Origin of the sequence: Micromonospora sp. NPDC049204, from assembly GCF_040647935.1 — a bacterium.
Classification (GTDB): Bacteria; Actinomycetota; Actinomycetes; order Mycobacteriales; family Micromonosporaceae; genus Micromonospora.
In genome coordinates, this window is the sequence record NZ_JBEZDC010000014.1 from 178,380 (window position 1) to 203,070 (window position 24,691).

General features: G+C 67.6%; 22 protein-coding genes and 1 pseudogene. 7 read left to right on the forward strand and 16 right to left on the reverse strand.

All coding sequences use genetic code 11. From position 1 onward, the window contains the following. Nucleotides 1-230 precede the first annotated feature (230 nt). The 7 genes from AB0A90_RS25035 to AB0A90_RS25065 all read right to left on the reverse strand — a co-directional run bounded on the left by AB0A90_RS25035 (nucleotide 231) and on the right by AB0A90_RS25065 (nucleotide 7,609). Nucleotides 231-1,838, reverse strand: coding sequence for an NAD(P)/FAD-dependent oxidoreductase (locus tag AB0A90_RS25035; protein ID WP_357252549.1), 1,608 nt, complete (start codon nucleotides 1,836-1,838; stop codon nucleotides 231-233). Beyond that, complete coding sequence (locus AB0A90_RS25040) at nucleotides 1,760-2,863, reverse strand: hypothetical protein (RefSeq protein WP_357252473.1); 1,104 nt, start codon at nucleotides 2,861-2,863, stop codon at nucleotides 1,760-1,762. Before AB0A90_RS25040 ends, AB0A90_RS25035 begins: the two co-directional genes overlap by 79 nt. A gap of 10 nt (nucleotides 2,864-2,873) precedes the next feature. Beyond that, the gene (gene fabD, locus AB0A90_RS25045; protein ID WP_357252475.1) at nucleotides 2,874-3,851 is read right to left on the reverse strand and encodes an ACP S-malonyltransferase; all 978 of its coding nucleotides are present in this window, start codon (nucleotides 3,849-3,851) and stop codon (nucleotides 2,874-2,876) included. A 145-nt stretch (nucleotides 3,852-3,996) separates the two neighbouring features. Next, the gene (locus AB0A90_RS25050; RefSeq protein WP_357252478.1) at nucleotides 3,997-5,001 is read right to left on the reverse strand and encodes a ParB/RepB/Spo0J family partition protein; all 1,005 of its coding nucleotides are present in this window, start codon (nucleotides 4,999-5,001) and stop codon (nucleotides 3,997-3,999) included. A gap of 388 nt (nucleotides 5,002-5,389) precedes the next feature. Then, a complete protein-coding gene (gene acpS, locus AB0A90_RS25055) occupies nucleotides 5,390-5,839 on the reverse strand; it encodes a holo-ACP synthase (protein WP_357252480.1) in 450 nt (149 codons plus the stop codon). A 4-nt stretch (nucleotides 5,840-5,843) separates the two neighbouring features. Then, nucleotides 5,844-6,251: an acyl carrier protein gene (locus AB0A90_RS25060; protein ID WP_357252483.1), complete on the reverse strand. Its 408-nt coding sequence runs from the start codon at nucleotides 6,249-6,251 to the stop codon at nucleotides 5,844-5,846. Between the two features lie 740 nt (nucleotides 6,252-6,991). Then, nucleotides 6,992-7,609 carry a TetR/AcrR family transcriptional regulator gene (locus AB0A90_RS25065; RefSeq protein ID WP_357252486.1) on the reverse strand — a complete coding sequence of 206 codons (618 nt, stop codon included), beginning with the start codon at nucleotides 7,607-7,609 and terminating at the stop codon, nucleotides 6,992-6,994. Nucleotides 7,610-7,807: 198 nt separating this feature from the next. Between AB0A90_RS25065 and AB0A90_RS25070 the strand changes: the two genes are divergently transcribed. After that, the gene (locus AB0A90_RS25070; protein WP_357252489.1) at nucleotides 7,808-8,263 is read left to right on the forward strand and encodes a DUF1772 domain-containing protein; all 456 of its coding nucleotides are present in this window, start codon (nucleotides 7,808-7,810) and stop codon (nucleotides 8,261-8,263) included. A gap of 61 nt (nucleotides 8,264-8,324) precedes the next feature. Here AB0A90_RS25070 and AB0A90_RS25075 read toward each other — a convergent pair whose 3' ends face one another. The 3 genes from AB0A90_RS25075 to AB0A90_RS25085 form a co-directional block, all read right to left on the reverse strand. Further along, nucleotides 8,325-8,468, reverse strand: a complete 144-nt coding sequence (locus AB0A90_RS25075) for a hypothetical protein (protein ID WP_357252492.1) — start codon at nucleotides 8,466-8,468, stop codon at nucleotides 8,325-8,327. A 1,133-nt stretch (nucleotides 8,469-9,601) separates the two neighbouring features. Next, nucleotides 9,602-10,405, reverse strand: a complete 804-nt coding sequence (locus AB0A90_RS25080; RefSeq protein WP_357252495.1) for a sigma-70 family RNA polymerase sigma factor — start codon at nucleotides 10,403-10,405, stop codon at nucleotides 9,602-9,604. Between the two features lie 375 nt (nucleotides 10,406-10,780). Continuing rightward, entirely contained in the window at nucleotides 10,781-13,090 is a 2,310-nt protein-coding gene (locus AB0A90_RS25085; protein ID WP_357252498.1) for an MMPL family transporter, read from the reverse strand. A gap of 250 nt (nucleotides 13,091-13,340) precedes the next feature. Between AB0A90_RS25085 and AB0A90_RS25090 the strand changes: the two genes are divergently transcribed. From AB0A90_RS25090 to AB0A90_RS25100, 3 genes are all read left to right on the forward strand, one after another. Further along, the gene (locus AB0A90_RS25090; protein WP_357252501.1) at nucleotides 13,341-13,880 is read left to right on the forward strand and encodes a PadR family transcriptional regulator; all 540 of its coding nucleotides are present in this window, start codon (nucleotides 13,341-13,343) and stop codon (nucleotides 13,878-13,880) included. Between the two features lie 667 nt (nucleotides 13,881-14,547). Beyond that, nucleotides 14,548-15,033, forward strand: coding sequence for an SRPBCC family protein (locus AB0A90_RS25095; protein WP_357252503.1), 486 nt, complete (start codon nucleotides 14,548-14,550; stop codon nucleotides 15,031-15,033). After that, the gene (locus AB0A90_RS25100) at nucleotides 15,030-15,677 is read left to right on the forward strand and encodes an SRPBCC family protein (protein ID WP_357252506.1); all 648 of its coding nucleotides are present in this window, start codon (nucleotides 15,030-15,032) and stop codon (nucleotides 15,675-15,677) included. The genes AB0A90_RS25095 and AB0A90_RS25100 overlap by 4 nt, the downstream gene beginning before the upstream one ends. A 64-nt stretch (nucleotides 15,678-15,741) precedes the next feature. Here AB0A90_RS25100 and AB0A90_RS25105 read toward each other — a convergent pair whose 3' ends face one another. Both AB0A90_RS25105 and AB0A90_RS25110 read right to left on the reverse strand, forming a co-directional pair. After that, nucleotides 15,742-18,438, reverse strand: a complete 2,697-nt coding sequence (locus tag AB0A90_RS25105; RefSeq protein ID WP_357252509.1) for an AAA family ATPase — start codon at nucleotides 18,436-18,438, stop codon at nucleotides 15,742-15,744. Nucleotides 18,439-18,549: 111 nt separating this feature from the next. Further along, entirely contained in the window at nucleotides 18,550-18,999 is a 450-nt protein-coding gene (locus tag AB0A90_RS25110; protein ID WP_231396707.1) for a VOC family protein, read from the reverse strand. Between the two features lie 124 nt (nucleotides 19,000-19,123). Between AB0A90_RS25110 and AB0A90_RS25115 the strand changes: the two genes are divergently transcribed. Beyond that, on the forward strand, nucleotides 19,124-19,924 hold the full coding sequence (locus tag AB0A90_RS25115; RefSeq protein ID WP_357252511.1) for a helix-turn-helix domain-containing protein: 801 nt from the start codon (nucleotides 19,124-19,126) through the stop codon (nucleotides 19,922-19,924). 331 nt (nucleotides 19,925-20,255) lie between these two features. On the opposite strand, the gene AB0A90_RS25120 is transcribed toward AB0A90_RS25115, so the two are convergent. Next, on the reverse strand, nucleotides 20,256-20,654 hold the full coding sequence (locus tag AB0A90_RS25120; RefSeq protein WP_357252514.1) for a helix-turn-helix domain-containing protein: 399 nt from the start codon (nucleotides 20,652-20,654) through the stop codon (nucleotides 20,256-20,258). Between AB0A90_RS25120 and AB0A90_RS25125 the strand changes: the two genes are divergently transcribed. Continuing rightward, nucleotides 20,647-21,498 carry an alpha/beta hydrolase gene (locus AB0A90_RS25125; protein ID WP_357252517.1) on the forward strand — a complete coding sequence of 284 codons (852 nt, stop codon included), beginning with the start codon at nucleotides 20,647-20,649 and terminating at the stop codon, nucleotides 21,496-21,498. The two genes, AB0A90_RS25120 and AB0A90_RS25125, sit on opposite strands and share 8 nt — an antisense overlap. A gap of 302 nt (nucleotides 21,499-21,800) precedes the next feature. Here the strand turns inward: AB0A90_RS25125 and AB0A90_RS25130 are convergent, their stop codons facing one another. Both AB0A90_RS25130 and AB0A90_RS25135 read right to left on the reverse strand, forming a co-directional pair. Then, nucleotides 21,801-22,295, reverse strand: coding sequence for a nitronate monooxygenase (locus tag AB0A90_RS25130; RefSeq protein WP_357252520.1), 495 nt, complete (start codon nucleotides 22,293-22,295; stop codon nucleotides 21,801-21,803). 606 nt (nucleotides 22,296-22,901) lie between these two features. Next, nucleotides 22,902-23,390, reverse strand: coding sequence for a hypothetical protein (locus tag AB0A90_RS25135; RefSeq protein WP_357252554.1), 489 nt, complete (start codon nucleotides 23,388-23,390; stop codon nucleotides 22,902-22,904). Nucleotides 23,391-23,486: 96 nt separating this feature from the next. Between AB0A90_RS25135 and AB0A90_RS25140 the strand changes: the two genes are divergently transcribed. Continuing rightward, entirely contained in the window at nucleotides 23,487-24,050 is a 564-nt protein-coding gene (locus tag AB0A90_RS25140; RefSeq protein WP_357252522.1) for a hypothetical protein, read from the forward strand. 380 nt (nucleotides 24,051-24,430) lie between these two features. On the opposite strand, the pseudogene AB0A90_RS25145 reads toward AB0A90_RS25140, so the two are convergent. After that, nucleotides 24,431-24,691, reverse strand: a pseudogene (locus AB0A90_RS25145) (DUF808 domain-containing protein); the annotation flags it as partial.

Below are 24,691 nucleotides of genomic sequence, written 5' to 3' on the forward strand. Positions count from 1 at the left end.
CGTCTCAGCTTTGATTAGACGCTGTGGAACACGCCCCGGCGGACCATCTTGTCGGTCAGAGCGGCGAACCAACGACCATGAGACAGAACACTAGTCGGCAACGACATGCGGCGATCCAGCGAAACCCGGTGCAGCCGCGTGATATCCGGGCCCGGTGATCCGAAGGACCGCCGCATCGGCTCGACGACCAACGTCGCTGTCTCAGCCCATCGGCGCGATCGCTCCTACAGCTACTGGCGTGCCCCCGTCAGTAGCTCGTTGACGAACGACGGGCCGCCGAAATCCGGTATCGCCGTGGGGTGTTCGAGGTCGGCAGCCACCATGGCCGCCGTGGCTCGACCCGAGGTGAGGGTCCGCAGCGAGGAGGTGCCCTCCTCGGCCCATTGGCCGGACAGATACAGGCCCGGCAGCGAGGTGCGGTGCGGCAGCCGTTTGCTGGCGGTCTGCGCGGGGGTGTTCTCCCAGCCGTAGGCGGTTCCGCCAGCGCTGCGGCTGTAGCGGAAGAGCGTGTCGGGGGTGGCCATGTCGACGATCTCGAAGGCGTCGCGCCAGCCGGGCACACCCGCCTCGACCGTGGACAGCAGGGCGTCGGCGTGCGCGTCCCGGATCGCGCGCCAGCTACCGTCGGCGCCGGCTCGGACCAGGCTGGTGACCACACCCAGGTGCCCGCCTCCTGGTGCCAGTTCCGGGTCGGCCAGGGTCGGCACGGTCACCCAAATGCCACCGGGCCGGGCCGCCTGCACGTCAGCCCAGATGGCGTCATGGTCCCATGATCCGAACACGAAGTTCTCGTGTGCCAGGCCCAGTTCCGCCGGATCGGCGTGCAGCACGCCGTAGAGCACGAATGCCGAGGGCGCCAGGCGATACCGGTCAACTCTGCGCCGCAGCGCGGTCGGTAGGAGGTCCCAGCCGACCAGTTCGCCGAACGTCTGCCGCGCGTCGGCGTTCGAGACCACCGCGCGAGCGTGCAGCACGGTCCCGCCCGCCGTCTCGACGCCTACGGCGCGACCGTCCTCGACCAGGATGCGCCGCACCTCGTCGCCCAGCAGCAGCTCGCCGCCGTTGTCGCGGACCGCGGCAGCCAGGGCGTCGACCAGGGTCCCGAAACCTCCGCGCGGGTAGAAGGTTCCGTGATGCAGGGTCTCCAGCATCTGGTTGAACAGTGGGAACGACATCCGCGACGGCGGCGAGCCGATGTAGGGCCAGATGCTGCCTATCGCCGCCGCACACTGCGGGTCGTCCAGAAACTCGTCCAGCACCTCGGTCAAGGTCGACAGCCGATAGCGGAAGACCAGGGGTGCCGCCGCCATTGCGGCATCGAGTCCACCTGGGCCGACATGCTGCGGCAGCGCAGCGAACTGGGTGAACATCTCGCGGCGCAGTTCGAACAGCCGCGCCAATCCGTCGGCCTGTCGCGGGAACAACCGTTGATGCAGCTCGAGGAACGCCAGCCGGCCAGGCGGCGCATCGACAGTCAGGCTCGGGAACCGCGCCTGATACGTCTGCGGTAACTCGCGGAACTCGACGCGATCAGCGACATTCAGGTGGTCCAGCACCCCGGGAATGAACCCGGCGGGACCGGCATCCAGGGTGAAGTGAATGGCCGGGTCGAACAAGTGGGGACCTCGGCGGAAGGGCTGCGCATAGCCACCGGGCGCCGCGTTGCGCTCGACCACCGCGACTCGCAGACCGGCGCGCGCCAGCAGCGCCCCGGCCGACAGCCCGCCCAGGCCGCTGCCGATGACGACAACATCAAACATCAGACGGACTCGTTGCTCTGCGTAGCGGGGGTGGGGGTGGGGGCGGTCCAGTCGCACACGATCCCCCCGTACATCCATTTCGTCGCTTCGACGCCGATGATGGCGACGCGCTGCCCCGGCTGGATCATGCCGTTGCGCCACGCGTTGTCGAGGAACAGCGGCACCGCCGCGCAGCCGCAGGCGCCGGTCATCGCCAAATTGTCGAAGATGCGGCCCTCCAGGGCCTCCCAGTCCGCGGTCTTTACACCGGCGTCGCGCATCGAATCGAGCATCCAGCCGGCATTGCCCTCGGGGATCAGGCACCAGTCGGCGTCGGCCGCGGCCAGTTGGCCGGCCTCGAGCGTGTGCGACAGCGCCTCGGACACCATCACCGGCGTGAAGTCCCCGGCGCCGACCACATCGACCCTGAGGTCCACCAGCTTCTTCGACCGCTGCTGCTGCAGCAGCGGCGCATGGGTGCCACCACCGATGGCCCAGATGCCCGGCTTGCGCAGGCCACCGATGGCCCTGGTGGCACCACGGCGCAGTCCGCCGTGCTCTCCCGCGCGCACCACGATCGCCCCTGCCCCATCACCGAACATGTAGAGCGGGATTCGGTCGCGCATCCGGATTCTGTCCGGCTCGGTCTCCAGGAATACCGGCGCGATGGCGGGCGAGATGGCCTCCACCCCGATGACCAACGCCGTGGTGGCATTTCCCTGTTCGATCCAGAGCCGCGCGATGTCCAATGCCTGCGCGGCGCCCGCGCCACCGGAGCGGATCTCCAGTGTGGCACAGGACTCGAGACCGAGCTTTTCCTGCACGAGGTTGACCGACGGCGGCAGCGTGTAGTCCGGGGTCCCGGTCGCCAGGATCATCAGATCCACCTCGGCCGGCTCGACCTCGGCGGCGGCCAACGCCGCCACCGCAGCCTTGTACGCCATCCCGGAGTTGCTGTCGAGGTGCTCGCCGGTCCGAGGATCGATCATCCAGAAGCGCTGCTCGATGGTCAGCCCGTTCAGCACGTCGTCCGGCAGCGGGCCAACGAGCTTTTCAATGGTGGCGTTGTCGATCGGGTCACCGGGCTGGTATCCGCCGGTGCCGATGATCTGGGCGGTGCGCATGGGAGTCCTTTCAGACGGTGCGAGGCAGAACGCTGGCGTCGAGCAGAGCGGCAATGCGGCGCGCATCGGAGGCGGAATGGCAGTCCAGGTCGGGGTACGTGCGCCGGCAGATGCCCGTCAGCACCCGGCCGGGCCCGACCTCGGCGAACGTGGTGACGCCGGAATCGACGAGAGTGGTCAGGCTGTCCGTCCAGCGGACCGGCCCGGCCAACTGCCGGCGCAGCGAGTCACGCGCCTCGGTGCCGGTGGTGACGAATCCGCCGGTGGCGTTGGCCACCACCGGAATACGAGGATCGCGGAAGTCGACGGTGGCCAGCTCGGTGGCGAACTTCTCCTCCACCGGTGCCATCAGTGAGCAGTGGAACGGCGCACCGACCCCGATCTTCATGATCTTTCCGTCGGGGGGCAGCTCGGCCGTGGCCCGGCGCAGAAATTCCGCGACCGCCTCGGTCCTTCCAGACACGACGGTCTGCGTCGGCTCGTTGTAGTTGGCCACCTCGACCACCACACCGGAGGCTGCGGAGGCTTCCGCGCACAACCGCTCGACCACCGATGCGGTCAATCCCAGCGCGACCGCCATCGTGCCTGGGGTGGTCTCGTTGACCGCGGCCATGAGCTCGCCGCGGTGGCGGACCAGTCGCAGCGCGTCGGTCCACTCCAGTACACCAGCCGCGACCAACGCGGTGTACTCCCCCAGGCTGTGTCCGGCGACGGCCACCGGTTCGGGCATTCGCTCGGTGAGCACACGATATGCCGCGTAACTCGCCACGAATATCGCAGGCTGCGTGATCTCGGTACGGCGCAGCCGATCCTCGGGCCCGGTCCAGGCTATTTCCGAGAGCGGGAAGCCCAGCAGCTCGTCTGCGGTTTCGAAGATTTCCGCGACGAGATCGGGACGTTGTACGTAGAGGTCTCTCCCCATACCGACACGCTGGGAACCTTGACCTGGGAACAGAAAACACCAACGGCGTTGCACGTCATTGTTCATCAGTCCGACCTAACGCGCGCAGACGAGTACTTCATATAAGGGAACAGCGGTCATCCGACCTATCGCGGGGCGCCAGTAGAACATCGCTACACAACGACTGTCAATGCGGCGGTCGACCGCGGACGAATTACGAAATGTTCACCTCTCAGTTCGACCGCGTACGCTCCTCGATTCGCCCCGCGAGGCGCAGCCACACCGCGCCCCGCTGCCGCGCCAGTCGTGCGACGGTCTCGAGGTGGTAGGGCGGCAGGCATGCGACAGCCCGCTCACAGCCTTGCTCGTCGAAGGTCATCGTCGCGAGCCAGCGCAGTACCCACCGACCGCCGGCCGTCCGACGCACCGCCGGGTCGCTACGCAACCGCTGCATCATCAACTCTGCGGCCATCGCATCCGCCTCACCCAACTCGGGCTCTGCAACCACAGCGCCGGACAACGTCGCTCGCTGTCGGGCGGGCAGCGGATCCTTGCCGCACCGCACCCGATTGCGCACGTCCTTAGCAGTAGTCAAGGAGATCCCGGCCTCGTCCGCAATCTGCCGCAGCGGCGTGTGCGGCCGCGACCGGATCAGTTCGGCCGCTCGCAGCCGACCCTCCACCAGCGGGCGGCGGCTGATCGTTCCGTCACGGGCAACCCGGTCGGTCGGCTGCGGAATCTCCGCGGGCGACCGCCGCCGGATTGCCCCAACCGTCTTGTCGGAGACGCCAGTCACCGAGGCGATCGATCGGTCGGACCACTCGGGATAGTCGTGGAGGATGCGGGTAGCCGCCGCTTTCCGCTCCGCCAGCGACAGTGGCAGCCCATGTGTCACATTGAGCCGAACCGCGAGGACGAACGCCTCGCGGTCGCAACCGTCGAACAGCACTGCTGTGATCGTCCGCTGACCGCACAGCAGCGCTGCCCGCACCCGATGGGCACCGTCAATTACACGCATGGTACTGCGCTGCACCAGAATCGGCGGCAGCTCCGCCCCCGACTCGGCCAGCGCACGCGCGTAGGCCAGGTTCACACCACCGAATCGCAACGCCTCGACTCCGTGAAGATCGGCGATTGGCAGCTCAGCGATCGCAGCATCGGACCGGTCATGCCCGTGGACATCCGTCACATTCCGCTCGAGCAGCGCGGCACCACCAACCGAATACCGGCCTGACATCAGTTCTCCCCCGCAATCCGCCCGTACCTCCCCCAGGAGGTTCGGATATGTCGTATCGGCTGTGCCGCATCAGGACTAACAAATGCCTGGATTGCCGATCGCAGGACCTACTGCGCCGTGCCATTGGTCAGCCGCACGATCCGGCAACCCCCAAATCTGACCGGCCCGCCGCAGCACCTCGATCGCTGCGACGCCCCCGTACCCAGCGGATCGGGAGAGATGCCGTGGGTCGGCTCCCGCCAGTGCGTCTCGACCCTCGACATGACCACAAGCACGCTGACCCACTGAGTGTCTGACCAGCGAGTCGATCCGTCAGGTGGATTTCATCGCTGTCCAATCCGCCCTCGACGTACGTGCTGTCTCGGACGTCTGGGTGGCCCGCCTGCCCCTATCCATCGCCGTGCACTTCGGAACTGGGCTCGGGGGTGACCGCCGAGTGCCCGGATACGCAGGCACAGGCGGCCGTTTCCACCAGAACGGCGTGGGCAAGGGCGAGACCGGCAGTGTGCGAAATGGAAATCTCTACCTGACCCGCGCCCCGCCTTCGCCAGACCGCCTCCACCTCGCCGTACAGGTGAACCCGCGGCTTACCCCACGGCTCGTTGACGATCTCGACATCCGTCCACCGCATCCGTGGACCTAGGCCGGTGCCGAGTGCCTTCAGGACCGCCTCCTTGGCGGCGAACCGACCGGCGAGCCGCACGAACCGGTCTCGCCGGCCGGAGCAGGCGGCCAGTTCCCGTTCTGTGAACAGCTCACTGCTGGCGGCCGGCTGCTGCTTCAGCAATGTCTGTACGCGGTCCACCTCGACGAGATCGACACCGACCCGTACTCCCATGAGATCAGCCGACGAGCTCGGTGTTCCGGTCGACCACCAGATCCACGAGATTGTCCGCAGTGAACAACCCCATGACCTCCTCCGCCGGCAGCTTCCCTCGCAGGTCCTCCACCGCGATCTGTGGCATGACCTTCTTCAGGTGGGCAAGCCCGACCTCGGAGACGACCCCCTCCGGCGTACCGAACTCCTCCTCAGGGATACCACCCTGGATGCGTTCGGCCAGGTCGCCGGCGGTGACCTTGATACCGAGGCTGCGCTCCAGCCGGAAGAGGATGTCCAGGAGATCGATGGACTCCGCGCCGAGATCACCGAACAGTGTCGCCTCCGGCGTCACCTCCTCGGGCTCGACGCCAAGCGCGTCCACCATTGCCGCTTTGACGGCGCCCACAACAACATCATGCGTGACGGCCACAATGGGTCCCTTCTTGTTGTCACCGAGCGGCCCTCGAAAGACCTCTCGCTTTTAAAGACCCGACGTGGCCCCGAGTTCGTACACCTCCACGCTAAAAATCTTTGTCCGACTCTTGGAACCGCTCGACCCGTCCCACACCGCCACACATCAAAGCGCTGCGGGTTATCCTCGCCAATAACAGACCTAAGCCGGACAAGAGCAGCCGATCACTAACCAGGCCGACAACACGTACAGCCACCTGCCGCAACCGGGTCCGTCGTTGAAAGGGTGTAACTCCGAACAAAGGGAGACACCGAGATGGGAAACGCGGTGCGCGTGAGGTCGGCGACAGCGACACCCCCCGGGTGTCCGAACGCCACCCGGGTGAGTGGCGTCACCGCCGTGAAGCACGGCTTGACGTCGCGTTTCCCAATGTCAACCAGAACATTACGGATCAAGTGGAGCCGTGAAGGAATACCACGTTGCTCCATGCTTCGGCGTCATTGGTGTGGCCCGCGGTTTCCGAGAATTATTCGCGACCGCTTGTGATGCGCTTCGAGGTGTTGTTGCCGCATGTGAAGAGCGGCAGCGAAGGTTGGCGTTGGCGACCGCCGCCAGGTTGTTGGCCCCGCCGACAGACCACCCGGGTGGTCACCGTGCGGATCGGTTGGCCAGCCGTGGCCTGCCCCCACCATCCCGGCGGGGAGTCGCTCGACCGCACCTGCGGCGAAGATCCACAACACCATCGGCAAACCCGGCGGTCAGTGGACATCGGCACTAGAAGCGGCGTCACCATCGCATGCGTTGGTGATGGTCCTGAGGAGGCCAACATTGCTCGGGTAGGTCGCCGAGAGGAGTTCGCGTACGACGGGTTCACGGTCATAGTCATCGGCCAGGCGTAAGCCGAGGATGACGTTGGCCATCATGCCGGCGGCGAGGGTCTGACTGGCTTGCTCGGGTGTGAGCTTGCCGCGGTCGACGAGCACTCGGTAGACGCGAAGGAAGCCGTCTCTGGCGAGTGGCCCGATCTCCGGATCGCTGCCGGCGGTGAAGGCGTGCGCGAGGCAGAGTTGCAAGCCCTGCTCCTTGAACAGGCGAAGGTAGGCGACACCAATACGCGGCGCGAGGTCGCCGAGTGCGTCGTCGTCGATCGTCTGCTCGAACACCTCGATCACCCTGTCGAGCGCGTGCTCGATCGCGGCTCGTATGAGCGCGTCCTTGCTGCCGAACAGGGACACCACGTAGGGCTGGCTCACGGCGGCCTCGCGGGCGATGTCTGCCGTGGTGGTTGCGGCGAAGCCCTTACTGCCGAAGATCCGGATCGCCGCAGCGAGCACGGAAGCACGCCGCTGGGACGAGGAGACTCGTTTCTGGCCCATGGTTGACATGTTATCAATCAATCAATAACCTTCGCGGCATGCGCTGCTGATCAGCCACCTCCGCGGGAGCACCGGCCATCGCGGCGACCGACTCCTGTCGTGCCTTCCCATGTGCGGTGTCACGTCGCGGATGCTGCGGCACGGCTCGCCGATGTGGCTTGGCGCCGCGCAGGCCGCCACGACGAGAGAGGAGCGGGTATGGACGTGCTGATGTTCGCCACCGTCGCCGTACTGGGGTTCACGGCGTGCGCCGAGTTCGGTTCATATGCTTTTGTGCATCCGGTGGTCAAGCGTCTGGCGCCGCGTGACCACATCCTGGTCGAACAGGGCCTGCTGCGTACCTTCGGCATTGTGATGCCGGTGGCGATGACGGCTTCGCTCGTACTGGCTATCAGCTACGCGGCCCGCCCGGATGGGGCGGGATTGCCCGAGGTGTTGCGCTGGGTAGCGGCCGCAGCCTGGGCCACGGGTATCGTCACGACCGTGGTCGTGAACGTGCCGATCAACCTGTCGACGCTGCGCTGGGACAAGGATTCCCCTCCCGAACGCTGGCAGGAGCGCCGTAACCGCTGGGAGTGGTTTCAGGGATACCGTTCGTGGGCCTATCTCGCGGCCTTCCTGCTCGTCGTTCTCTCGATAGCCACGGTCGACTGAGCCTGAGTGGGAGGAGTAGTGCCCCCAGCTCCGCGGCTCCGTCTTTTTTGATCTGTCCCGCCTAGGTGATGAGACCGCGTGCAGGGCCGCTGCCGACCTTGAAGGCGTCCTGCCGGTGGGGCTTGAGCCCGTGCCCGCGCCGCAGCGTGGCCATCCAGTGGCGGGAGACGCGCACATCCTCAATTCGTCCGACATAGATGGTCATTCTCCGCGCCGGATCCGCGCGGGCAGCTACTCACGAGGAGCGGCGTGCGAGGCACCGGTCAGGGCTGCCCCGTCAACACGCCACGTCCTTACGACTACGGCGCCATAAAAGGTGACGACCTGGACGCAGCGGTGGGTGGTTACGTCACCGATGTGCTCGCGGGACAGCCGAACATCGGCCACACTCGCGGCGAACCCCCACAACTGCGCGGACTTTTTTCGCCATTTACGGCAGATTTTTTATCCGACTTTTCCGAACGTACCGCGCCCCTATCACTCTGTCCACGCACTACAACTGTGTGTTACAGTGTCCATAACGGACGTAAGCCGGACAAGAGCAGGCGATCACGAGCCAGGCTGACAACACACACATCACTCGGAATCCCGTGCACATGATCAGGAACCGTGGACAGCCAGGCGGTCGTCGGATCGTGGAACGCGGGCAGCGGTTGGTATAGATCGATCCAGGATCCACGCGATGCGGGCGGCCTGGCTAGGCGCATCGCCGGGTTTGACCGGTATGAGAGTTCCGCGAGGCCGCCATAGGGTGGGTCTGGGCAGGCGGATTCTTGCGGGACAAAGAAATTAACAAAACTGGTACGATCGATTCAAGGCACGGGGGCCACGTCAAGGCGCGGGGCATGAATATGTCATCGAGCCCGATCGGAATGCTTACACGGCCTTAGGAGGTAGGGCATGGTTCGGCGAGTGACGCCCGATGACCCACGTCCGGCAGCGGATGAGCAGCTCCTCGCAGACCTCCGACTCGCCCTCGGAGGCGGCGTGCGCGCAGCGGAGATCGACCTCGCCATCAAGGTCCAGCAGGTCGCGCCGCCCTGGCGTGGTGCCGGCACCACGCCCGACGTGGCCCCTGGGCCAAACGTCGCTAGTGCCCTGACCACAAACGTTGGCCGGGTTGGGTGACACAGCATCCTGGGCCAACCCGATCGAAGCCCATTTCGGGCCACTACGCACGTTCGTGGTCGCCGGATCCGACCACCAAAACCACGTCGCACTGGGCCGCCACCTGCACCGATACCTAAAGCTGGCGCAACGCCAACGCCCGCCACCCCGCAGCCAAGGCCGCCCAACCAACCCGGCGAACGTTTGTGCTCGGGGCACTAGCACCGCGGGCTAGAGAGCGCCTCGACGAGGCGGCTCGGCGACCAGACGTCGTCCAGCGCCGGCTGTTGTGTTGCCGACACCCGACGCTGGCGACCCGAAGCGGGGACAATCAGCCTCGGACGGATGTCGCCGTTTGCGGATGTCCGTCGCCGCAGGTGATCCAGAGGCTCGCGTCAGTTCTCGGCCGCCAAGTCTAGCGCTGGTACGCTCGTCCGCCCCCGAGACGCAAGCCGGAACCTGCTCGTCCGCCGGGGACATCCGGCCGGCATCGACTTGATTCAGCGCCCTGCGAAGGTCGTTCAGGCACCGGGACCGCACCGGCCCCACCGACCCGGGAGCCAGGCCGAGTGACTGCGCGACCTGCGCGTAGCTGAACTCGTCCATCAGGAGCGCGAGCATGTGCTGACAACGAGGGGACAGCAGCTGGAATGCCTGCCGCAGCCGCTCCGCCCCTTCCCGCGAGAGAACCTCCTCCTCCGCCGAGGCCGCGCTACGCTGCCCGCGTTCAAGGATCACGACCTCGTCTGTCGGTGCCGGCAATCGCCTGCCACCCAGATGTCGTAGCACCTCGCGCCGAGCCACCATCGAAAGCCACTCGGCCAGTAGCTCCGGCTGACGCAATTGATCGAGCCGACGCCAGAGCCGCAGCCAGGTGGCCTGGCTGACATCCTCGCAGTCCGCCTGGCTCAGCCCATACGAGCGCGCGATCGCGCTGACCAACGGACCGAACCGGCGTACCAGAGTTGCCCAGGCAACCTCGTCACCCCCTCGACATGTCAACACGAGCGACTCCGTTGTGGCCGACTTCTTCACGAGGCCCCCCTACCGAAGGTGAAGAAATGCCCAATTGCGCCTCGGTGACACGTGAGACCATCCCGGAGATTCGTACCGGGCGACCACGTTCGACCGGGCATGCCTGCTGCACGAGTCCTTTGCGCTTGGTCCGGGTGATGACATGATGAACTCAAATTATATGGAGCAAATTAAGGACTCAGCATAGGAGACCGTTGATGATCTGTCAAAAAGTTATGGCCGTCTGTCGCATTTATTAACGTGCCCGTAAGGTGACCACGGAGGCGCGCACGCGCGACCGAGGTGGCGTAATTCCTTGCTCTCGCCGTGTCCATGTAGGCCCACCTGGGCATCGTCGTACGTCATCCGACCGGCGACGTGCCCGACCCGGAAATCTCAACTCTTCCGGTCGATTGCCACATCGACGCCCCCGCCGGCGTTCGCCGAACCCGGACCGCCCGGCACCCCGTTCCCGGCGGGCGCCGGCTCGTGGCCCGGGCCGTCCGGAAGACTGTCGTGCTCCTTGATGCCGTGCCGATCCCACCAGCCGGCGACGGGCGCCGGCAGCCACCACGCGGCACGTCCGAGAAGCCGCATCGTGGCCGGCACCAGCAGTCCCCGCACGATGGTGGCGTCCACCACGATGGCGATCACCAACCCGACACCGACCATCTTGATGAAGACGACTCCAGAGGTGGCGAAAGCCCCCACGACCACCACCAGCAGGAGAGCCGCACTGGTGATAATGCCGGCCGTACGTTGGACGCCGACTGCGATGGACTCGATCGGGTCACCGGTGCGGTCCCACTGTTCCCGGATCCGCGACAGCAGGAAGACCTCATAGTCCATCGAGAGACCGAAGGCGATGGCCAGCATGAGGACAGGCATTGTCACGTCGACCATGCCGGTGGGTGTGAAGGCGAGCGGTCCGGCCAGGTTGCCATCTTGGAAGATCAGTACCAGCGCGCCGAAGGACGCGCTCAACGAGAGCAGGTTCATCACGACGGACTTGAGCGGCAGCAGCACCGAGCCGAACGCGATGAACAGCAGCACTAGCGAGGTCACCAGGACAAAGAGCCCCATCCAGGGCAACCGCTCGCCGACAGACGCGAGCAGATCGACCAGTTGGGCAGGACCACCGGTGAAGAGCACCTCGGTCCCCGACGGCGGGGGCACGGCACGCAGCGCGGCGAGCATCTCCCGTGCCTGCTCGGACTGCGGGTCGAGTGCGTACCGGAGGTCGATGCGCGACACGCCCTGCCCGGTGGCGACGAGTTGGGCGCTGTCCACCCCGGACACCGCGTCGAGCCGGCCGATGTAATCCTGGACAACGGCCTGCTGCTCGGCGCTCTGAGTCGCACCGTCCGACCGGACCACCGCGGCGCTGATCAGTCGTGGCGGGCCGCCTGGGAACCGCTCGTCGAGCACCTCTGCCACGGTCCGGCTCTCCGACCCCACCGGAAGCACTCGCTCGTCCGCGTTACCCCACTCGACCCGCAGGAAGGGAGAGCCCAGGACCAACAGGAGGGCGACGATGCCGATGCTGGTCAGCACTGGACGGCGCATCACCCTGTGCACGAAGAGGTACCAGCCACGACCGGGATCCTTCGACGACGCCTCGGCCGACCTGCGCCGACGCGGCAACGGCACCCGCAGCGCGTTGATCCGATGCCCGACGACGGCCAGCACCGCCGGCAGCATCGTCATTGAGCCGACCAGCGCCAGGAGCACCGCCGCCACGCCCCCGAACCCCATCGAGCGTAGAAAGACCTGGGGGAAGAGGGTGAGACTGAGGAGCGAGATGGCGATGGTGAGGCCCGAGAAGAAGACTGTCCGCCCGGCCGTGTTCATGGTGCGTACGATCGCGTCGCCGACCGATCTGCTGATCGGCAGTTCCTCCCGGAAGCGGCTGACGATGAACAGCGCGTAGTCGATGGCGAAGCCGAGACCGAGCATCGTGACGATGTTGATAGAGAACGGCGACACGTCGAACCAGTAGGTGAGCACCCGCAGCAGGGTGAACGACCCCAGGATCACCAGGCCCCCGACGAGCAGCGGCACCAGCGCCGCGACCGCGCTGCGGAAGATCAGCACCAGCAACACAAGCAGCAGCGGGATGGAGATCGCTTCAGCGAAGAGGATGTCCTCGGCGACCTGGGCGCTGATGTCGCGTGACACCGCCGCTGGCCCGCCGAGTTGCACCGTCAAGCCGGGCGCGGCCAGGTCGTCTTCGATTTCCCGCAACGCCTCGCCACGGTCGGCCGCGTTGTCGCCGGCGAGTTGTATCGCCACGTACGTGGCGCCCCGGTCGGTCGAGACGAAAGCATCCTGGTTGGTGGACCAGTAGGACGTGGTCCGGGCGACCAGGTCGGTCGGCAGTGCGGCGATGACGCCATCCACTGCGGCGCGGAACGACGGATCGTCCACGGTTCGGCCCGCGCCGTCGTACAGCGCGATCACGTCGACCGTCTCGCGCCCCAGGGCCTGCTGGATGCGTTCCTGAGCGCGATAGGACTCGCTGGCCGGGTCGTCGAACCCGCCTTCGGCGTGCATGACACCGAACAGTCCGGTGCCCCAGACACCGGAAAATACTACAAATGTTAGGGAAAGTGCCAAGAACAACCAACGTCCGCGCATAGCGGCGCGACCCAGAACACCGAACACATCGACCCCCCGTGTTAACGCATCGGCGCAGCGACGCCCCACCCATCGACGACCGTCCGGCCCATCGCCACTCTGGCATCTGGCACAGTGGAACGTCAAGACCTTCCCTTATGCTAGGTCGTCAGAGAGCAGGCTCCACCCAGATCAAAGATTTGCCCAGGCCGCTGGTGCCCGCGACGACACCGGGGCGGGCCAGATGAGCGGGCACCAGACCCGGTGCCGGCACCACCGCACGGGGCGCGACGGGCTGCCAACCCGGACACGGCCGGCACCACGACGCAGGAGGTCGGCTATGCCCAGCAAACCGTTAAACTCCACTGCCGCCTCGATGCTGGGTCTCCTGCACCAGGGGCCAATGACAGGCTGGGACCTCCTGAGCGCCGCCGAGCGGTTGATCGGCAATTTCTGGTCGCTGACGCAGAGCCAGGTCTACCGCGAACTCGCCGCTATGGAGACGGCCGGGCTGATCACCGCCGGCACCCGCGGCCCCCGGGACCGCCGGCCCTACGAGCTGACCGATTCCGGCCGGGGCGCCTTCGCCGAATGGGTCAACCGCGAACCGGGGAAGGAGCACATCCGCATCCCACTGCTGCTCTCCATTGGATTCGGCCAGCACATCGACCCTGAACTACTAGCGCACTATGTCGCCGAGCACCGGGCCCGGCACGCCGAACGGCTAGCGAATTACATGAATGTGCTTCAGAATGCCGAGGAAAGCGGGCTCGTGCCCGACCTGTACCGGCGGGCGACCCTGCGCTTCGGCCTCATCTACGAGCAAGCGGTACTGGAGTGGTTCGACAGCCTGCCGGCCGAGATACGCGGCGAGAGCTGACCCGCGGCCGCCCGGTTCGCCGCCCAGCACGACCAGGACGAACAGAAGCGGATCCGATGACTGACGCACGCAGCCCCACCTCTTGGCGGTCGCGGGCGCTACAGGCGGTCGCCTCCCTCGCGGGCCTGGTCGTCGTACTGGGCGATGGCGCGCGAACCCGACCAGGCTGCCCGACCTTCGGGCAGGACGATCGGGCCATCCGGGGCCGACGCGATCACCATGCCGGCATCCCGTCAACGCGCTTTGCCCGAGCGTCCCAGGGTCCCAACGCGACCGCTTGAGACGCCGCACGAAAACAAACTCAACGACGGGGCAGCCGTGACGTGCTGCCGAAGGACCTCTCGGCTGGGACCGAGGGCCGCAAGGCCGGTTCGCTCGCCTCGCCGCGCGCGGTGCATTCGGAGCGCGTTCCCCCGACACCGCACACGGCTACTGTCCCCTACCCGGACGTGGGCGATGCGACGTGGTTCGCCTGCGACCAGGTGCCGGCAGCAGGCACGGAGGTAAGGACCTTCACCGTGGCCGGCGCACGTACCGCGAACTAGGTAATTCTTGCCGATGTGTAGCGGTTGCCGTCTTGGCACGATCGCATCTGCCGGGTGTGGATCGGGCGGCTCGCTCTCATGCCCGGCGATCCGATGGTCAGTGACCGCAGAGAGGCTTCACGATGGAGATCATTACGGACACCGACGAGGCCGGCATTGACGTGTCGGCCCCGGTGGTCAGCCGCCACAGCGTCACGGTGACCGCGTCGGCGGAAGCCGTGTGGCGGATCCTCACCGACATCGACGCATGGACGACCTGGCTGCCAGAAATCCCGTACGCACGCGTGGAAACACCCGGTCCGCTCGCCCCGGGCTCCGTGTTCCGCTGGTCGGCCGCAGGCATGGAGATCGAGTCGACGATCGTTCAGGTACGGCCGCGGGAACGCCTCGTGTGGCGGGGATACGGTGACGGACCGGACGGGGTCCTCGGTGTCCACGTCTGGGCGCTCACTCCGGCCGGCGACGGTGTGGAGGTGTCGACCGAGGAGTCCTTCGCGGGCCCGCCTGTCGACGCCGACCCTGGGCCGTTCCAGGAGGGCCTCGACACGACCCTCGCCAGGTGGCTGGAACGACTCAAGGGCACCGCCGAGGCGGTGACCGCCCCGTGAAGAATCGTGTGTTTGCCGTCGCGACGGCAGTGGTCGTGGCCGGCCTCGTGGGCACCGCAGGTGCGCCGGCTCGGGCCGAGGTCAGGCGCGATGTCGGTGCCGACCACGCGACGCTGCGATGTGCGGGACGGACCGTCGACACTGCGGCGAAGATCCGCTATCGGACGGAGACGACGATCGACGCTCCGCTGCGAACCGTCTGGAAGTTGCAGACCGACGTGGAACGCTGGCCGTCTTGGCAGAAGCCGGTTTCCTCCAGCAAGCGGCTCGATCGTGGCCCACTGCGTCCCGGTTCATCCTTCCGATGGACGACACCGGTCCTCGAGACCGCGCTGAATCCCGCCACGACCCTCGTCGTCACGTCCAGCGTCCGGCAGCTTCAACACCAGAGGTGCCTCCGGTGGGACGGCCCGGCGATCGGTGTGGGGCTGCGCATCGACGAGGGGGTCCACGTGTGGACGTTCACCGAGATCGCCGGTCGCGTTCTCGTGCGTACCGAGGAGACGTGGCGCGGGGACCAGGTGGAGCAGGACGTCGCCTTCTCCACCGTGGCTCTCGGGGCGGGCCTGGAGACGTGGCTGACGGAGCTGAAGACGCGTGCCGAACGGGAGTGTGACCGGGCCCGGCGCCCAGCGCTGACGTGACCCAGCGGGCCCCGCCGGTCTCGTACCGGCGGGGCCCTTTCGTCGCTCGGTCGGCCCGGCTCCGTCAGCGGAGTAGTTCTCGTAGCTGCCGGCGTGAGGTGATGCCCAGCTTGCGGTAGAGGTTGCGCAGGTGGGCGTCGATCGTTCGCGGGCTGACGAACAGCAGCGCGGCGACTTCCTTGGTGCCTGCACCGGAGGCGACCTTGCGGGCGACGAGTAGTTCGCGGGCGGTCAGCCCCGCGAGCGGATCGGCGTCGTCGGCCAGGGTCGGCTCGCCGATGGCATCTAGTTCGCGGGCGGCGCGGCCGGCGAACCCGCGCGCGCCGATGGTGGAGAGCAGTTGGTGCGCGGCGCGCAGCTCCACCCGCGCCTCGGCGCGGCGGCCGACCCGTCGCAGCCACTGCCCGTAGAGCAGTCGGGCACGCGCGTAGTGGACTCGCATCCTGCTCCCGGCGAACCGGCTGATCGCGGCACGGTAGTGGTCCTGCGCGCCGAGCCCCGGGTCGAGCAGCGCACTCGCCAGTAGATGCGCACCGGTCGTCCACGCGTTCGGGTTGACCCGTGCGACATCCGCGATCCATTTGGCCGATTCCTTGGCTTCTTCGGGACGTCCGACGTACGCGGCGGCTTCGACCAGCTCGTGGTGGAAGACGGAGGCGGCGTACGCCCCGCGCCGGTGCTGGTCCCGTACGAGCAGCAACGCGTCGATCGCGGCCTCATGGTCGCCGCTGCCGTTGCACAGAACGCCGATCGCGTAGTGCAGCGCAGTGGGTTTCACCCCCACCCAGTCGCGCAGCCTCTCCCGGATCTCGCGGAACCGTTCGACGTCCCCGCTCCAGGCGGCAAGCATCAGGTCGGACCCGACGAGGTTTGACGTCCCGGCGGCCTCGTCGACCGCACGCGCCTCGATGATGCAGAGCTGCGCGTCGGCGAAGCGACCCACGATCGTCCGGGCGACAGCCTGGAAGCGCAACGCATGGGGAAGGATCGCGTAGGCCCCCTGCGCCCGGGCGAGTTCCACCTGACGGTCGGTGATCTGCTCCATGGCATCGCTGTCACCGATGTCGACGCTCAACACACAGGCACGTTCCATCCACCACGGATCCGCGCCGGGCGTGCGGGCGTGGTCCCGGAAGGCGTCGACCGTACGCCGCATCAGGGGCATCGCCTCGTCCACCGGGCGGAGATGCTGCTCGACCAATGCCCGCAGCAGCAGATCGACCGGACGTGGCGGCTGACGCTCGGGTACCCGTTCCCGGATGTGCAGGGCGAGGCGCCGTAACCTCCCCGGCTCGTCGACGCTGAACATGAGCGACGCGAACGCCTCCAGGTAGGTTTCGCGGACCTCGTCGGGCCCCACGCCGTCGGCCGCGTCGATGAGCGCGATCGTCGCCGGGATGGTGCGCGCCACGTGATAGTCGATCGTGGCGCGCAGTAGCCGCGCGGCGTGGCGGTCGGCGGGGTCCGGGTGGAGACGCTCGGCCTCGTCCACCAACTCCCGGGCGGCAGATGGTGCCCCCGAGCCCAACCGCGCCCGGGCCGCGGCCAACAACCGGCGGGCCTGCCGCGACCGGCCGGGGGTCAGTCGGGCCGCGCGCTCGAGGAACGCGGCCACGGCCGCGAGTCCGCCGCGGCGCTGTGCCCGGCCGGCCGAACGCTCCAGCTCGGCCGCGGTCTCCTCATCCGGGTCGGTGATCGCGTTCGCCTGGTGCCAGGCGCGACGGTCGGGATCGACGTCGGCGTCCGTACCGGCGGCGAGCGACGCGTGCGCCTGCCGTCGCGCCCCGGCGCCAGTCGACAGGTACACCGCGGAACGCGCCAACGGATGCCGGAAGTGCACCCGGGGCCCGGCCACCAACAGGCCGCTGTCCTCGGCCGCGGCCAGGTCCACGGCGTCCAGCCCCTGGATCGCCATCGCGCGGCGCAGCAGAACGAGGTCGCCTGTCGGCTCCGCCGCGGCCAGCGCCAGAACCGAGCGCGTGGGTGCCGGCAGCCGCAGGAACCGACTCACGAACCGGTGTTCCACGGCGCGGTGCCCGGCGTCCCCGGGTAGCCCGAACGGTCCGGCGTCGCGGGCGAACTCCACCAGGGCGAGCGGGTTGCCGGCCGCTTCGGCGAGGATCCGTTGCACGATCGCTGCCTCGTGGCCGAATGGTGCCCGATACCGCAGCAGGGTGAGGGCCTCCGAATCGGAGAGCCCGGTGAGGGTGAGGGCGGGCAGGCGACCGAGCGCCGACACCGAGGCGGCGTCGCGGGCAGCGAACACCATGGCGACCCGCTCCGCCGCAACGCGTGCCGCGACGAAGGCCAGTACCTGCCGCGAGCCGGCGTCGATCCACTGCACGTCGTCGACCACGCAGAACACCGGCCTGCGCCGGCCTACGGCACTCAGCAGGCCGAGAACGGCCAAGCCGACAAGCATCGGGGTCGGCGTGGCCCCGGCGTGCAGTCCGAACACCGCGTCGAGCGCGTTCCGCTGCGGTACGGGGAGTCCGGCGCGGTGGTCGAGCACGGGCGTGCACAACTGGTGCAGGGCCGAGTAGGGCAGCTCGCTCTCGAACTCGACACCACCGGCCCGCAGCACCCGCCATCCGTCGAGCCGCGAAGCGGCCGCACCGATGAGCGTCGACTTGCCGATCCCCGCGTCACCGAGAACGAGCATCGCCCCGCCACGGCCCCGCGCAGCGGCTGCCGTCACCGAGGCGATCTCGCCCAACTCCGCCTCGCGAGCGACGAACAATCCCGACCTGATATCTGTCATCAGCTTCTGCGTGTCGCCGGACGAATGGTGCCCTCTGGTTGTTCGGCCCCACCGATGGTATCCAGAGCAGCGCACCGACCGGGACGGGCGCCGGGTCCGGAGCCGGCGCTCCTACGAGGGCAACTCGAACAGTTCCAGCTGGATGCCGTCGGGGTCACGGAGATAGAGGATCTTCGTCCCGGCCAGCGCCCCCGCTTCGACGCCATCGCCGTCCTGGAGCACGACCGGATCGGCGTTGACGTGCACGCCCCGCCGCACGAGGTCGCGGTGCGCCGAGTCGAGGTCGTCGACCTCAAAACACAGGTGCATCACCCCAACGTCAGAGTTGCGCCCGGTGAAGGGCCTCGGCTGCGGGCTGTCGTACTGGATGAGTTCCAGCAGGACGTTGTCACCGGCCAACGCGAAGGATGCGCGCATCGACGCGTTCTCGACCTCGACAACCGCACCGATCGCCGGGTTCGTCGCCGAGATCGTCACACCGTTCGGCGCGATGCCGAGGACGTCCTCGTACCACCTCACCGACCGCGCCAAATCGCTGACCGGCACTCCGATGTGATGCATTCTGGTCACTTTGCTCATGATCCCCATCCTGAAGGGCCGAGCCAGCACTGTGGAAGGCACAGGTCTTCCGCGTATCGCTGGTACCACCCAGCTCCCCGGAGGTCCGATGGCGGATCATGGGTTCATGAATGACCTCGGCGCCGCGCTGCGGGCCTGGCGGGATCGCACGGACCCGGCCGCGGTCGGTCTCCCGAACGCCTCTCGTCGCCGCGTCGTCGGGCTACGACGCGGCGAGCTGGCGGCACTGGCCGGCATCTCCCCCGAATACGTGGCACGCCTCGAACAGGGCCGGGCCGCCACACCATCGGCGCAGGTGTGCACCTCCCTGGCCCGCGCGCTGCGACTTTCCGACGACGAGGAGGCGCACCTGATGCGCCTTGCCGGCTTCGCCGCGGCCCCGGACCGCATACCCCACCTGATCCCCAGCAGCCTGCACCGCGTCATCGACCACCTCGACGACACCCCGGCGGCCGTCTACGACGCCGTGTGGCGGCTGCTGCACTGGAACCGGCCGTTCGCGGCCGTCTTCGGCGACCCCACCGGCGCCACCGCCGACGATCGCAACGCCTTGATCGTCCAGTTCGAAACCCGAAACCCCCGAGTCCGGCAGACCGACACCGAGCGCGCCTACTTCGAGCAGTCGTTGGTGGCCGACCTGCGCGCCACCAGCGCCCGCTATCCGAACGATCCCGACGTGGCGGCACTGATCTCGCGGATGGCCGGGAACGACAGGTTCTGCCGCCTCTGGGCCCTCCGCGCGGTGGCCAATCACGAGAGCGCGCACAAGACCGCCGTACACCCGGACGTGGGGGCCATCCCGCTGGACGCCAACGTTTTGACCACCCAGAACACCGACCTGCGCCTCGTGGTCCTCACGCCTCGGCCCGGCACTGCCGCTCGCGAGAAGCTGGATCGACTGCGTTGACGTTACCGTCCAGGAGACATCCACATCGACGAGGCGCACACCGGCCGACGTGTCTACACCCGGCCGGACGCCGACGACGTCGCGTCGCTGATCTCCGAGCTGATCGACTGGCTGGCCGACGGCGAACCCGAGACCCCGCTGCTCGTCCGAACCGCCATGGCACACCTGAACCTGGTCAAGATCCACCCTGGCGGGACGGGGACGGCCGAAAGTCGCGGTCCCTCCACATCCTCGTGCTCGCCCGCGAACGTCTCGCACCGGTGGGGATGCAAACCCCAGTCCCGCCAGATCCGGGCGACCTCGGCGAAGCTGACCGGTGTGCCCTGCCTGGTCAACTGGTCCGCAGGGCTCTGGCCGACCAGTGCGTGATCCCCGACTCGGCCGGTGGTGGGTTCAGGTCGCGGTCACCACACCGGCCTCGTCGACGACCGGCGGGCGTCCCGGACGCGGCAGGTCCGCCAGGGCGGCGATCCCCCCGCGTGTACCGGGCCCGCCACGCGACCACGGTCTGACGGGTCACTCCCACCCGGCGGGCGATCTCCGCGTTGGGCAGTCCATCCGCGGTCGCGCAGGCAGCGGTGATCTCCGAATTCAAGATCCCTTCCCCGTACGATAACATCGACAAAGTCCCCCGTAACCCCAGTGGCAAGATCCGGCGTCGGATTCTCCGGGACCAGTTCTGGGTGCATGTGGACCGCGACGTCAACTGAATTGAGATTCCTATGAGCATCGCCCTTTCCACGGTGAAGGCTGGGCTGCGGGTCGCCTCGGTGGTCGTACCGGGTCTCGCCGGGAAGTGGACGTTCGCACTGTTCTGCAAGCTCCGGACCCCGTCGCGGGTGCGCCCCAACGAGGCCGAGGTCCACGCCCAGGCCCAAGTGGACAGCATCGAGTACAACGGTCGGCGGGTCGTCACCTACCAGTGGGGGGACGGCGCCAAGCCCGTCCTGGTGGTCCACGGTTGGGAGTCTCGCGGCTCGCGGTACGCACCCCTGGTGGCGGAGTTGCTCGCCCGTGGATACAGCGCGGTCACCTTCGACGCACCCGGTAACGGCGACTCCGAGGGAAACCGCACCACGCTGCTGGAGTACGCGGACATCGTCGAGAAACTGTACGAGCGGCACGGCCCCTTCCAGGCGGCCGTCGCCCACTCGTTCGGGTCGTTGGCGCTCTTCCAAGCCATGCGCAAAGGGGTCAAGGTCGACCGCGTGGTGACGGTGAACGCCGTGTGCGACTTCGACTACCTGGTCCACCGGTTCAGCGAGGAACTCGGTTTGTCTGAGCGCCTGAGGAAGGATCTCAGCCGCCGGTTCGAGGGCCTGTTCCCGCAGGAGCAGGACATCTACCGCCGTTTCTCCGTCCCGTACCAGGCGGACCGGGTGACCGGTCCCGTGCTGGTGATCCACGACGAGGACGACCTCCGGATCGAGATGTCGCAGGCCAAGAAGATCGCCGCGGCCTTCCCCGACCAGTCCCGGATGATCACCACTCAGGGCTTCGGACACAGCAAGATCCTCACCGACCCTAGGACGCTGACGGCCATCGCGGACTTCGTGTCGGAATCCACCGTCTGACCGCACCGCCGGTCGTTCTCCCAGGTAACGCGCCCGGTGGGTCTGTACCCACCGGGCGCGGTCATCGTGACGATCGGGTACGGCTACCGGCCAACCTCGTCGGCAGCTCACGCAGTGCCTTGACGACCTCGGCCGGGGCTTCCTCGGCCATGAAGTGGCCGCAGGAGACCGTGGTGTGCCGCACTCCGGGAGCCCACGCCCGCCATAGCCACTGATCAGCTTCTCCGGCTGCCCGGGAGGCCGGGCCATCAGGTAGAGGTGGAACCCGACGGCCGCGGCAGCGGCCCTTCGGCTCGGCACGGTCAGATGGTGCACCTGTGGGTAGGCCGACGGGGCGGTGTTCCCGTACTCCCGGATGGAGCGTTGGTCAGGCCACGCGCGGGTCGCCCGGAGAACGTGAGGGTCACCGACGTGCCGCTGAACCGGGGGTCCACCAGGGCGGCCTGGTGCCGGGGATGGGCGCCGCTCTCCGGGGTACGCAGGAACGCCGTGCCCAGTTGCGCGGCGCCCGCCCCGGCCGCCAGTACGGCGGCGACCGCACCACCGTCCATGATGCCGCCTGCCGCGATCAGGTCGAGGTCCACCGCGTCGCGGACCTCGGCGAGCAGGGGTAACAGGCCGACGCCGTTCCCCTGCGACGGCTCGGGCGTGAACGAGGCGCGGTGCCCGCCAGCCTCGGGTCCCTGGACAACCAACACATCGACACCGCCCCGAGAGCAGGCCCTGGCCTTGTCGGCACTGGTCGCCGTCCCCACCACAGCGGTGCCGACCTCGTGGAACAGCGTTGCCGACCACATCGCAGAACCGCGGATCACTCCGCGGTAAACCAGGACGCCGCACCCACTCTGACCTGCGGGAACGTGGAGCCGCAGGCAGGGTGGGTGCAGTTGAGCGCGATCGGCGCCGTTGGCCGCAGTTCAACGCCGTTCAGGGCACCCTGCTGCTCCCAGTCTGCTCCCCCACCCGGGCTCGCACCCGGCCGCCCACCAATCGCGAGCTGTCAGCCCAGTGCCTTGGATGGCACCTGCGCTGGCTCCCACGGCCGCATCGGTCGACCGGGGAGCACGCCCACGGCCGCCGCGCCTTATCAGCCGGCTGCGCGCCCGCCCGGCGAGAGGCGTGGGAGCGTCGCCCAGCACAGCCGGTCGGTGGCGTACGAGATCTATGCTTCCGGCGCGTCTATCGCCCTATCTGGCGGTGGCTGATCGCGCGGGGGAGGCAGGTCGATGGGGGTACCGACGCTTGTCGTATCGCTGACCCGGCCGAACACGTACCGCGGGATCGGGCCGGCGGTAGCGGCTGCACCCCATGGCGCGCTGATCCTGGTGGAGCCGGGCCGTTACGACGGGCAGGTCGTCGTGCGCGCTAAGGCAGAACCTTCTACGAACCGCGAACAGCGATGGTCACCTGACCGGCGGCTCCGCCAACACAACGACACCGTCCGCCTCAACGTCGAAGCCGAGCACCGGATGGCTCCCGTCGCCGCCCTCCGAATCCATCAGCACGGCTTTGCCCAGGCACCTTCCGATCGCCGTCACGAAACTGCAAAACACATCGAGCCGCTCCTGCCCCTGAAGCTCCCGCAGATCGACATCGAAGTCGATCTCATTCGCCGCATAGAACCGGAAAATCGCCAGGACATCCACCGACGGCCAGACCCGCAGCTCCGGGCACTCAGCGCCAGCCGGGCGGGACAACACGGCCGCCGCCGCAGGCAACGGCAGCACCACCGCGCCTTCGGAGTACTGGAACGCCCAACCCTGAGCGACGACGAGATCTAGGACCGATTGCCAGTCCTCCACCGAGGCGCCAGGCACGCAGACGTCCGGCAACGCCCCCATCACCCCGGGATCGAAGAACCACCTGACGTCATCCCACAGCAGATCAGGCAGCACGCCATCCTGCCCTCACCACGGCCCCCACGCCGACTCGATTCCTTGACGAAACCCACAGGGGCATCCCCCGAGGGATGCGTCTAGGGTTGTCCGGTGATCGAGATCTTGGACGACCTCGGTGTGCTCGTCCGATCCGACCTGGACCCGGAGACATTGAGCCTTGCTGGTGTGCCCTTCGGAGCGGATGCCGCTGACAGTGTCCAGCGACGCCAGATCACAGAGGCAAGCTCCTCGATCGTCCACCGCTCAATCAGCGGCACCGACAGCGCTCCGGAGTACTTCGCGGCGGATGACCGAAGGCTGACCCTCGAGGAAGTGATCGACAGCGCCATCGGGGATGGCGGCATGGTGCATTTCGCAGACAAGCTCAGCTACAAGATCGTAGGCTCGCTGGTCGTCGGGTTCGCGCTCTACGGTGCCGGCTGCGGTCATCTGGCCCACTTCGGCTATCTGCGGTCCTACGAGCAGTTCCTCCTCGCGTTCGGGACAGGGGACCGGACCGAGGAATCGCGGGTCTACGGTGACCTCTTGGGATACCACAACTACTACTGGCACTCGCGGAAACACGTGTACTGGAGTGCTGGTGATGAAGACGGGACTGGTTGTCTGTCATCGATCAGTCTTGGGGACTATCCCGGCAACGCCGGACCCGAATAGGCGCAGTCGTACCGATCCGCGAACGCATCCGCTCCTCGACGTGAGCGGACACCGCCCTACCGCCTCTGAGACAGCGCCAACGCAGATGCCTTCGGATCCGCCGAAGAGGTCACCAGCCTGAAAGGCGTGGTCAGGGCGTTGCCCGTGGGATCGGCGTCTCGAAAGACAGGAACTGCGGGGAATCCCAGCAAGCTCGCCCCAACGCTTCACATCGATCTGCAGCAGACCTACAGGCAACGCGTTAAGCGACCCGAGACACCGACCGGCGCCAGCCATCCCGGAAGCTACCCCTACGCCTGCCGAGACAACCGCTACCCGTAACGACCGGCTCGCGCCCCCAGAACGCCTGACCCCGTGGTCGAGTTGCGGTGATTTTGCGGTCAACCGCGCGGCGCTCGGTCCGTAGGAGCGTCGAGACGCCGAGCTGCACGGCTCGGCGGCGCGGGGATGGTGCCGTCAGCACGAGTCGTGGCCGCGGCAGTCGCAGCCGCAGCCTTGGATGTGCGGCGGTGGAGCGTGAGAGTCATGACCAGCACGACCAGCGCCCCGACGATCAGCCCGAGGATCGCGCTGGCCACCGTGTTGACGAGCCAGCCGACGAGCCCGCCGAGAACACCCGTGGCGTCGTGGGCGGCGACCTC

Bases quoted from the DNA above. Each gene is read 5' to 3' on its own strand.
- AB0A90_RS25040 (WP_357252473.1), bottom strand. From the start codon at position 2,863: ATGCGCACCGCCCAGATCATCGGCACCGGCGGATACCAGCCCGGTGAC.
- fabD (WP_357252475.1), bottom strand. From the start codon at position 3,851: ATGAACAATGACGTGCAACGCCGTTGGTGTTTTCTGTTCCCAGGTCAA.
- AB0A90_RS25050 (WP_357252478.1), bottom strand. From the start codon at position 5,001: ATGTCAGGCCGGTATTCGGTTGGTGGTGCCGCGCTGCTCGAGCGGAAT.
- AB0A90_RS25105 (WP_357252509.1), bottom strand. From the start codon at position 18,438: ATGACAGATATCAGGTCGGGATTGTTCGTCGCTCGCGAGGCGGAGTTG.
- AB0A90_RS25090 (WP_357252501.1), top strand. From the start codon at position 13,341: ATGCCCAGCAAACCGTTAAACTCCACTGCCGCCTCGATGCTGGGTCTC.
- AB0A90_RS25035 (WP_357252549.1), bottom strand. From the start codon at position 1,838: ATGGATGTACGGGGGGATCGTGTGCGACTGGACCGCCCCCACCCCCAC.
- AB0A90_RS25130 (WP_357252520.1), bottom strand. From the start codon at position 22,295: ATGTGGTCGGCAACGCTGTTCCACGAGGTCGGCACCGCTGTGGTGGGG.
- AB0A90_RS25070 (WP_357252489.1), top strand. From the start codon at position 7,808: ATGGACGTGCTGATGTTCGCCACCGTCGCCGTACTGGGGTTCACGGCG.
- AB0A90_RS25125 (WP_357252517.1), top strand. From the start codon at position 20,647: ATGAGCATCGCCCTTTCCACGGTGAAGGCTGGGCTGCGGGTCGCCTCG.
- AB0A90_RS25095 (WP_357252503.1), top strand. From the start codon at position 14,548: ATGGAGATCATTACGGACACCGACGAGGCCGGCATTGACGTGTCGGCC.
- AB0A90_RS25110 (WP_231396707.1), bottom strand. From the start codon at position 18,999: ATGCATCACATCGGAGTGCCGGTCAGCGATTTGGCGCGGTCGGTGAGG.
- acpS (WP_357252480.1), bottom strand. From the start codon at position 5,839: ATGGGAGTACGGGTCGGTGTCGATCTCGTCGAGGTGGACCGCGTACAG.
- AB0A90_RS25115 (WP_357252511.1), top strand. From the start codon at position 19,124: ATGAATGACCTCGGCGCCGCGCTGCGGGCCTGGCGGGATCGCACGGAC.
- AB0A90_RS25065 (WP_357252486.1), bottom strand. From the start codon at position 7,609: ATGGGCCAGAAACGAGTCTCCTCGTCCCAGCGGCGTGCTTCCGTGCTC.
- AB0A90_RS25075 (WP_357252492.1), bottom strand. From the start codon at position 8,468: ATGACCATCTATGTCGGACGAATTGAGGATGTGCGCGTCTCCCGCCAC.
- AB0A90_RS25120 (WP_357252514.1), bottom strand. From the start codon at position 20,654: ATGCTCATAGGAATCTCAATTCAGTTGACGTCGCGGTCCACATGCACC.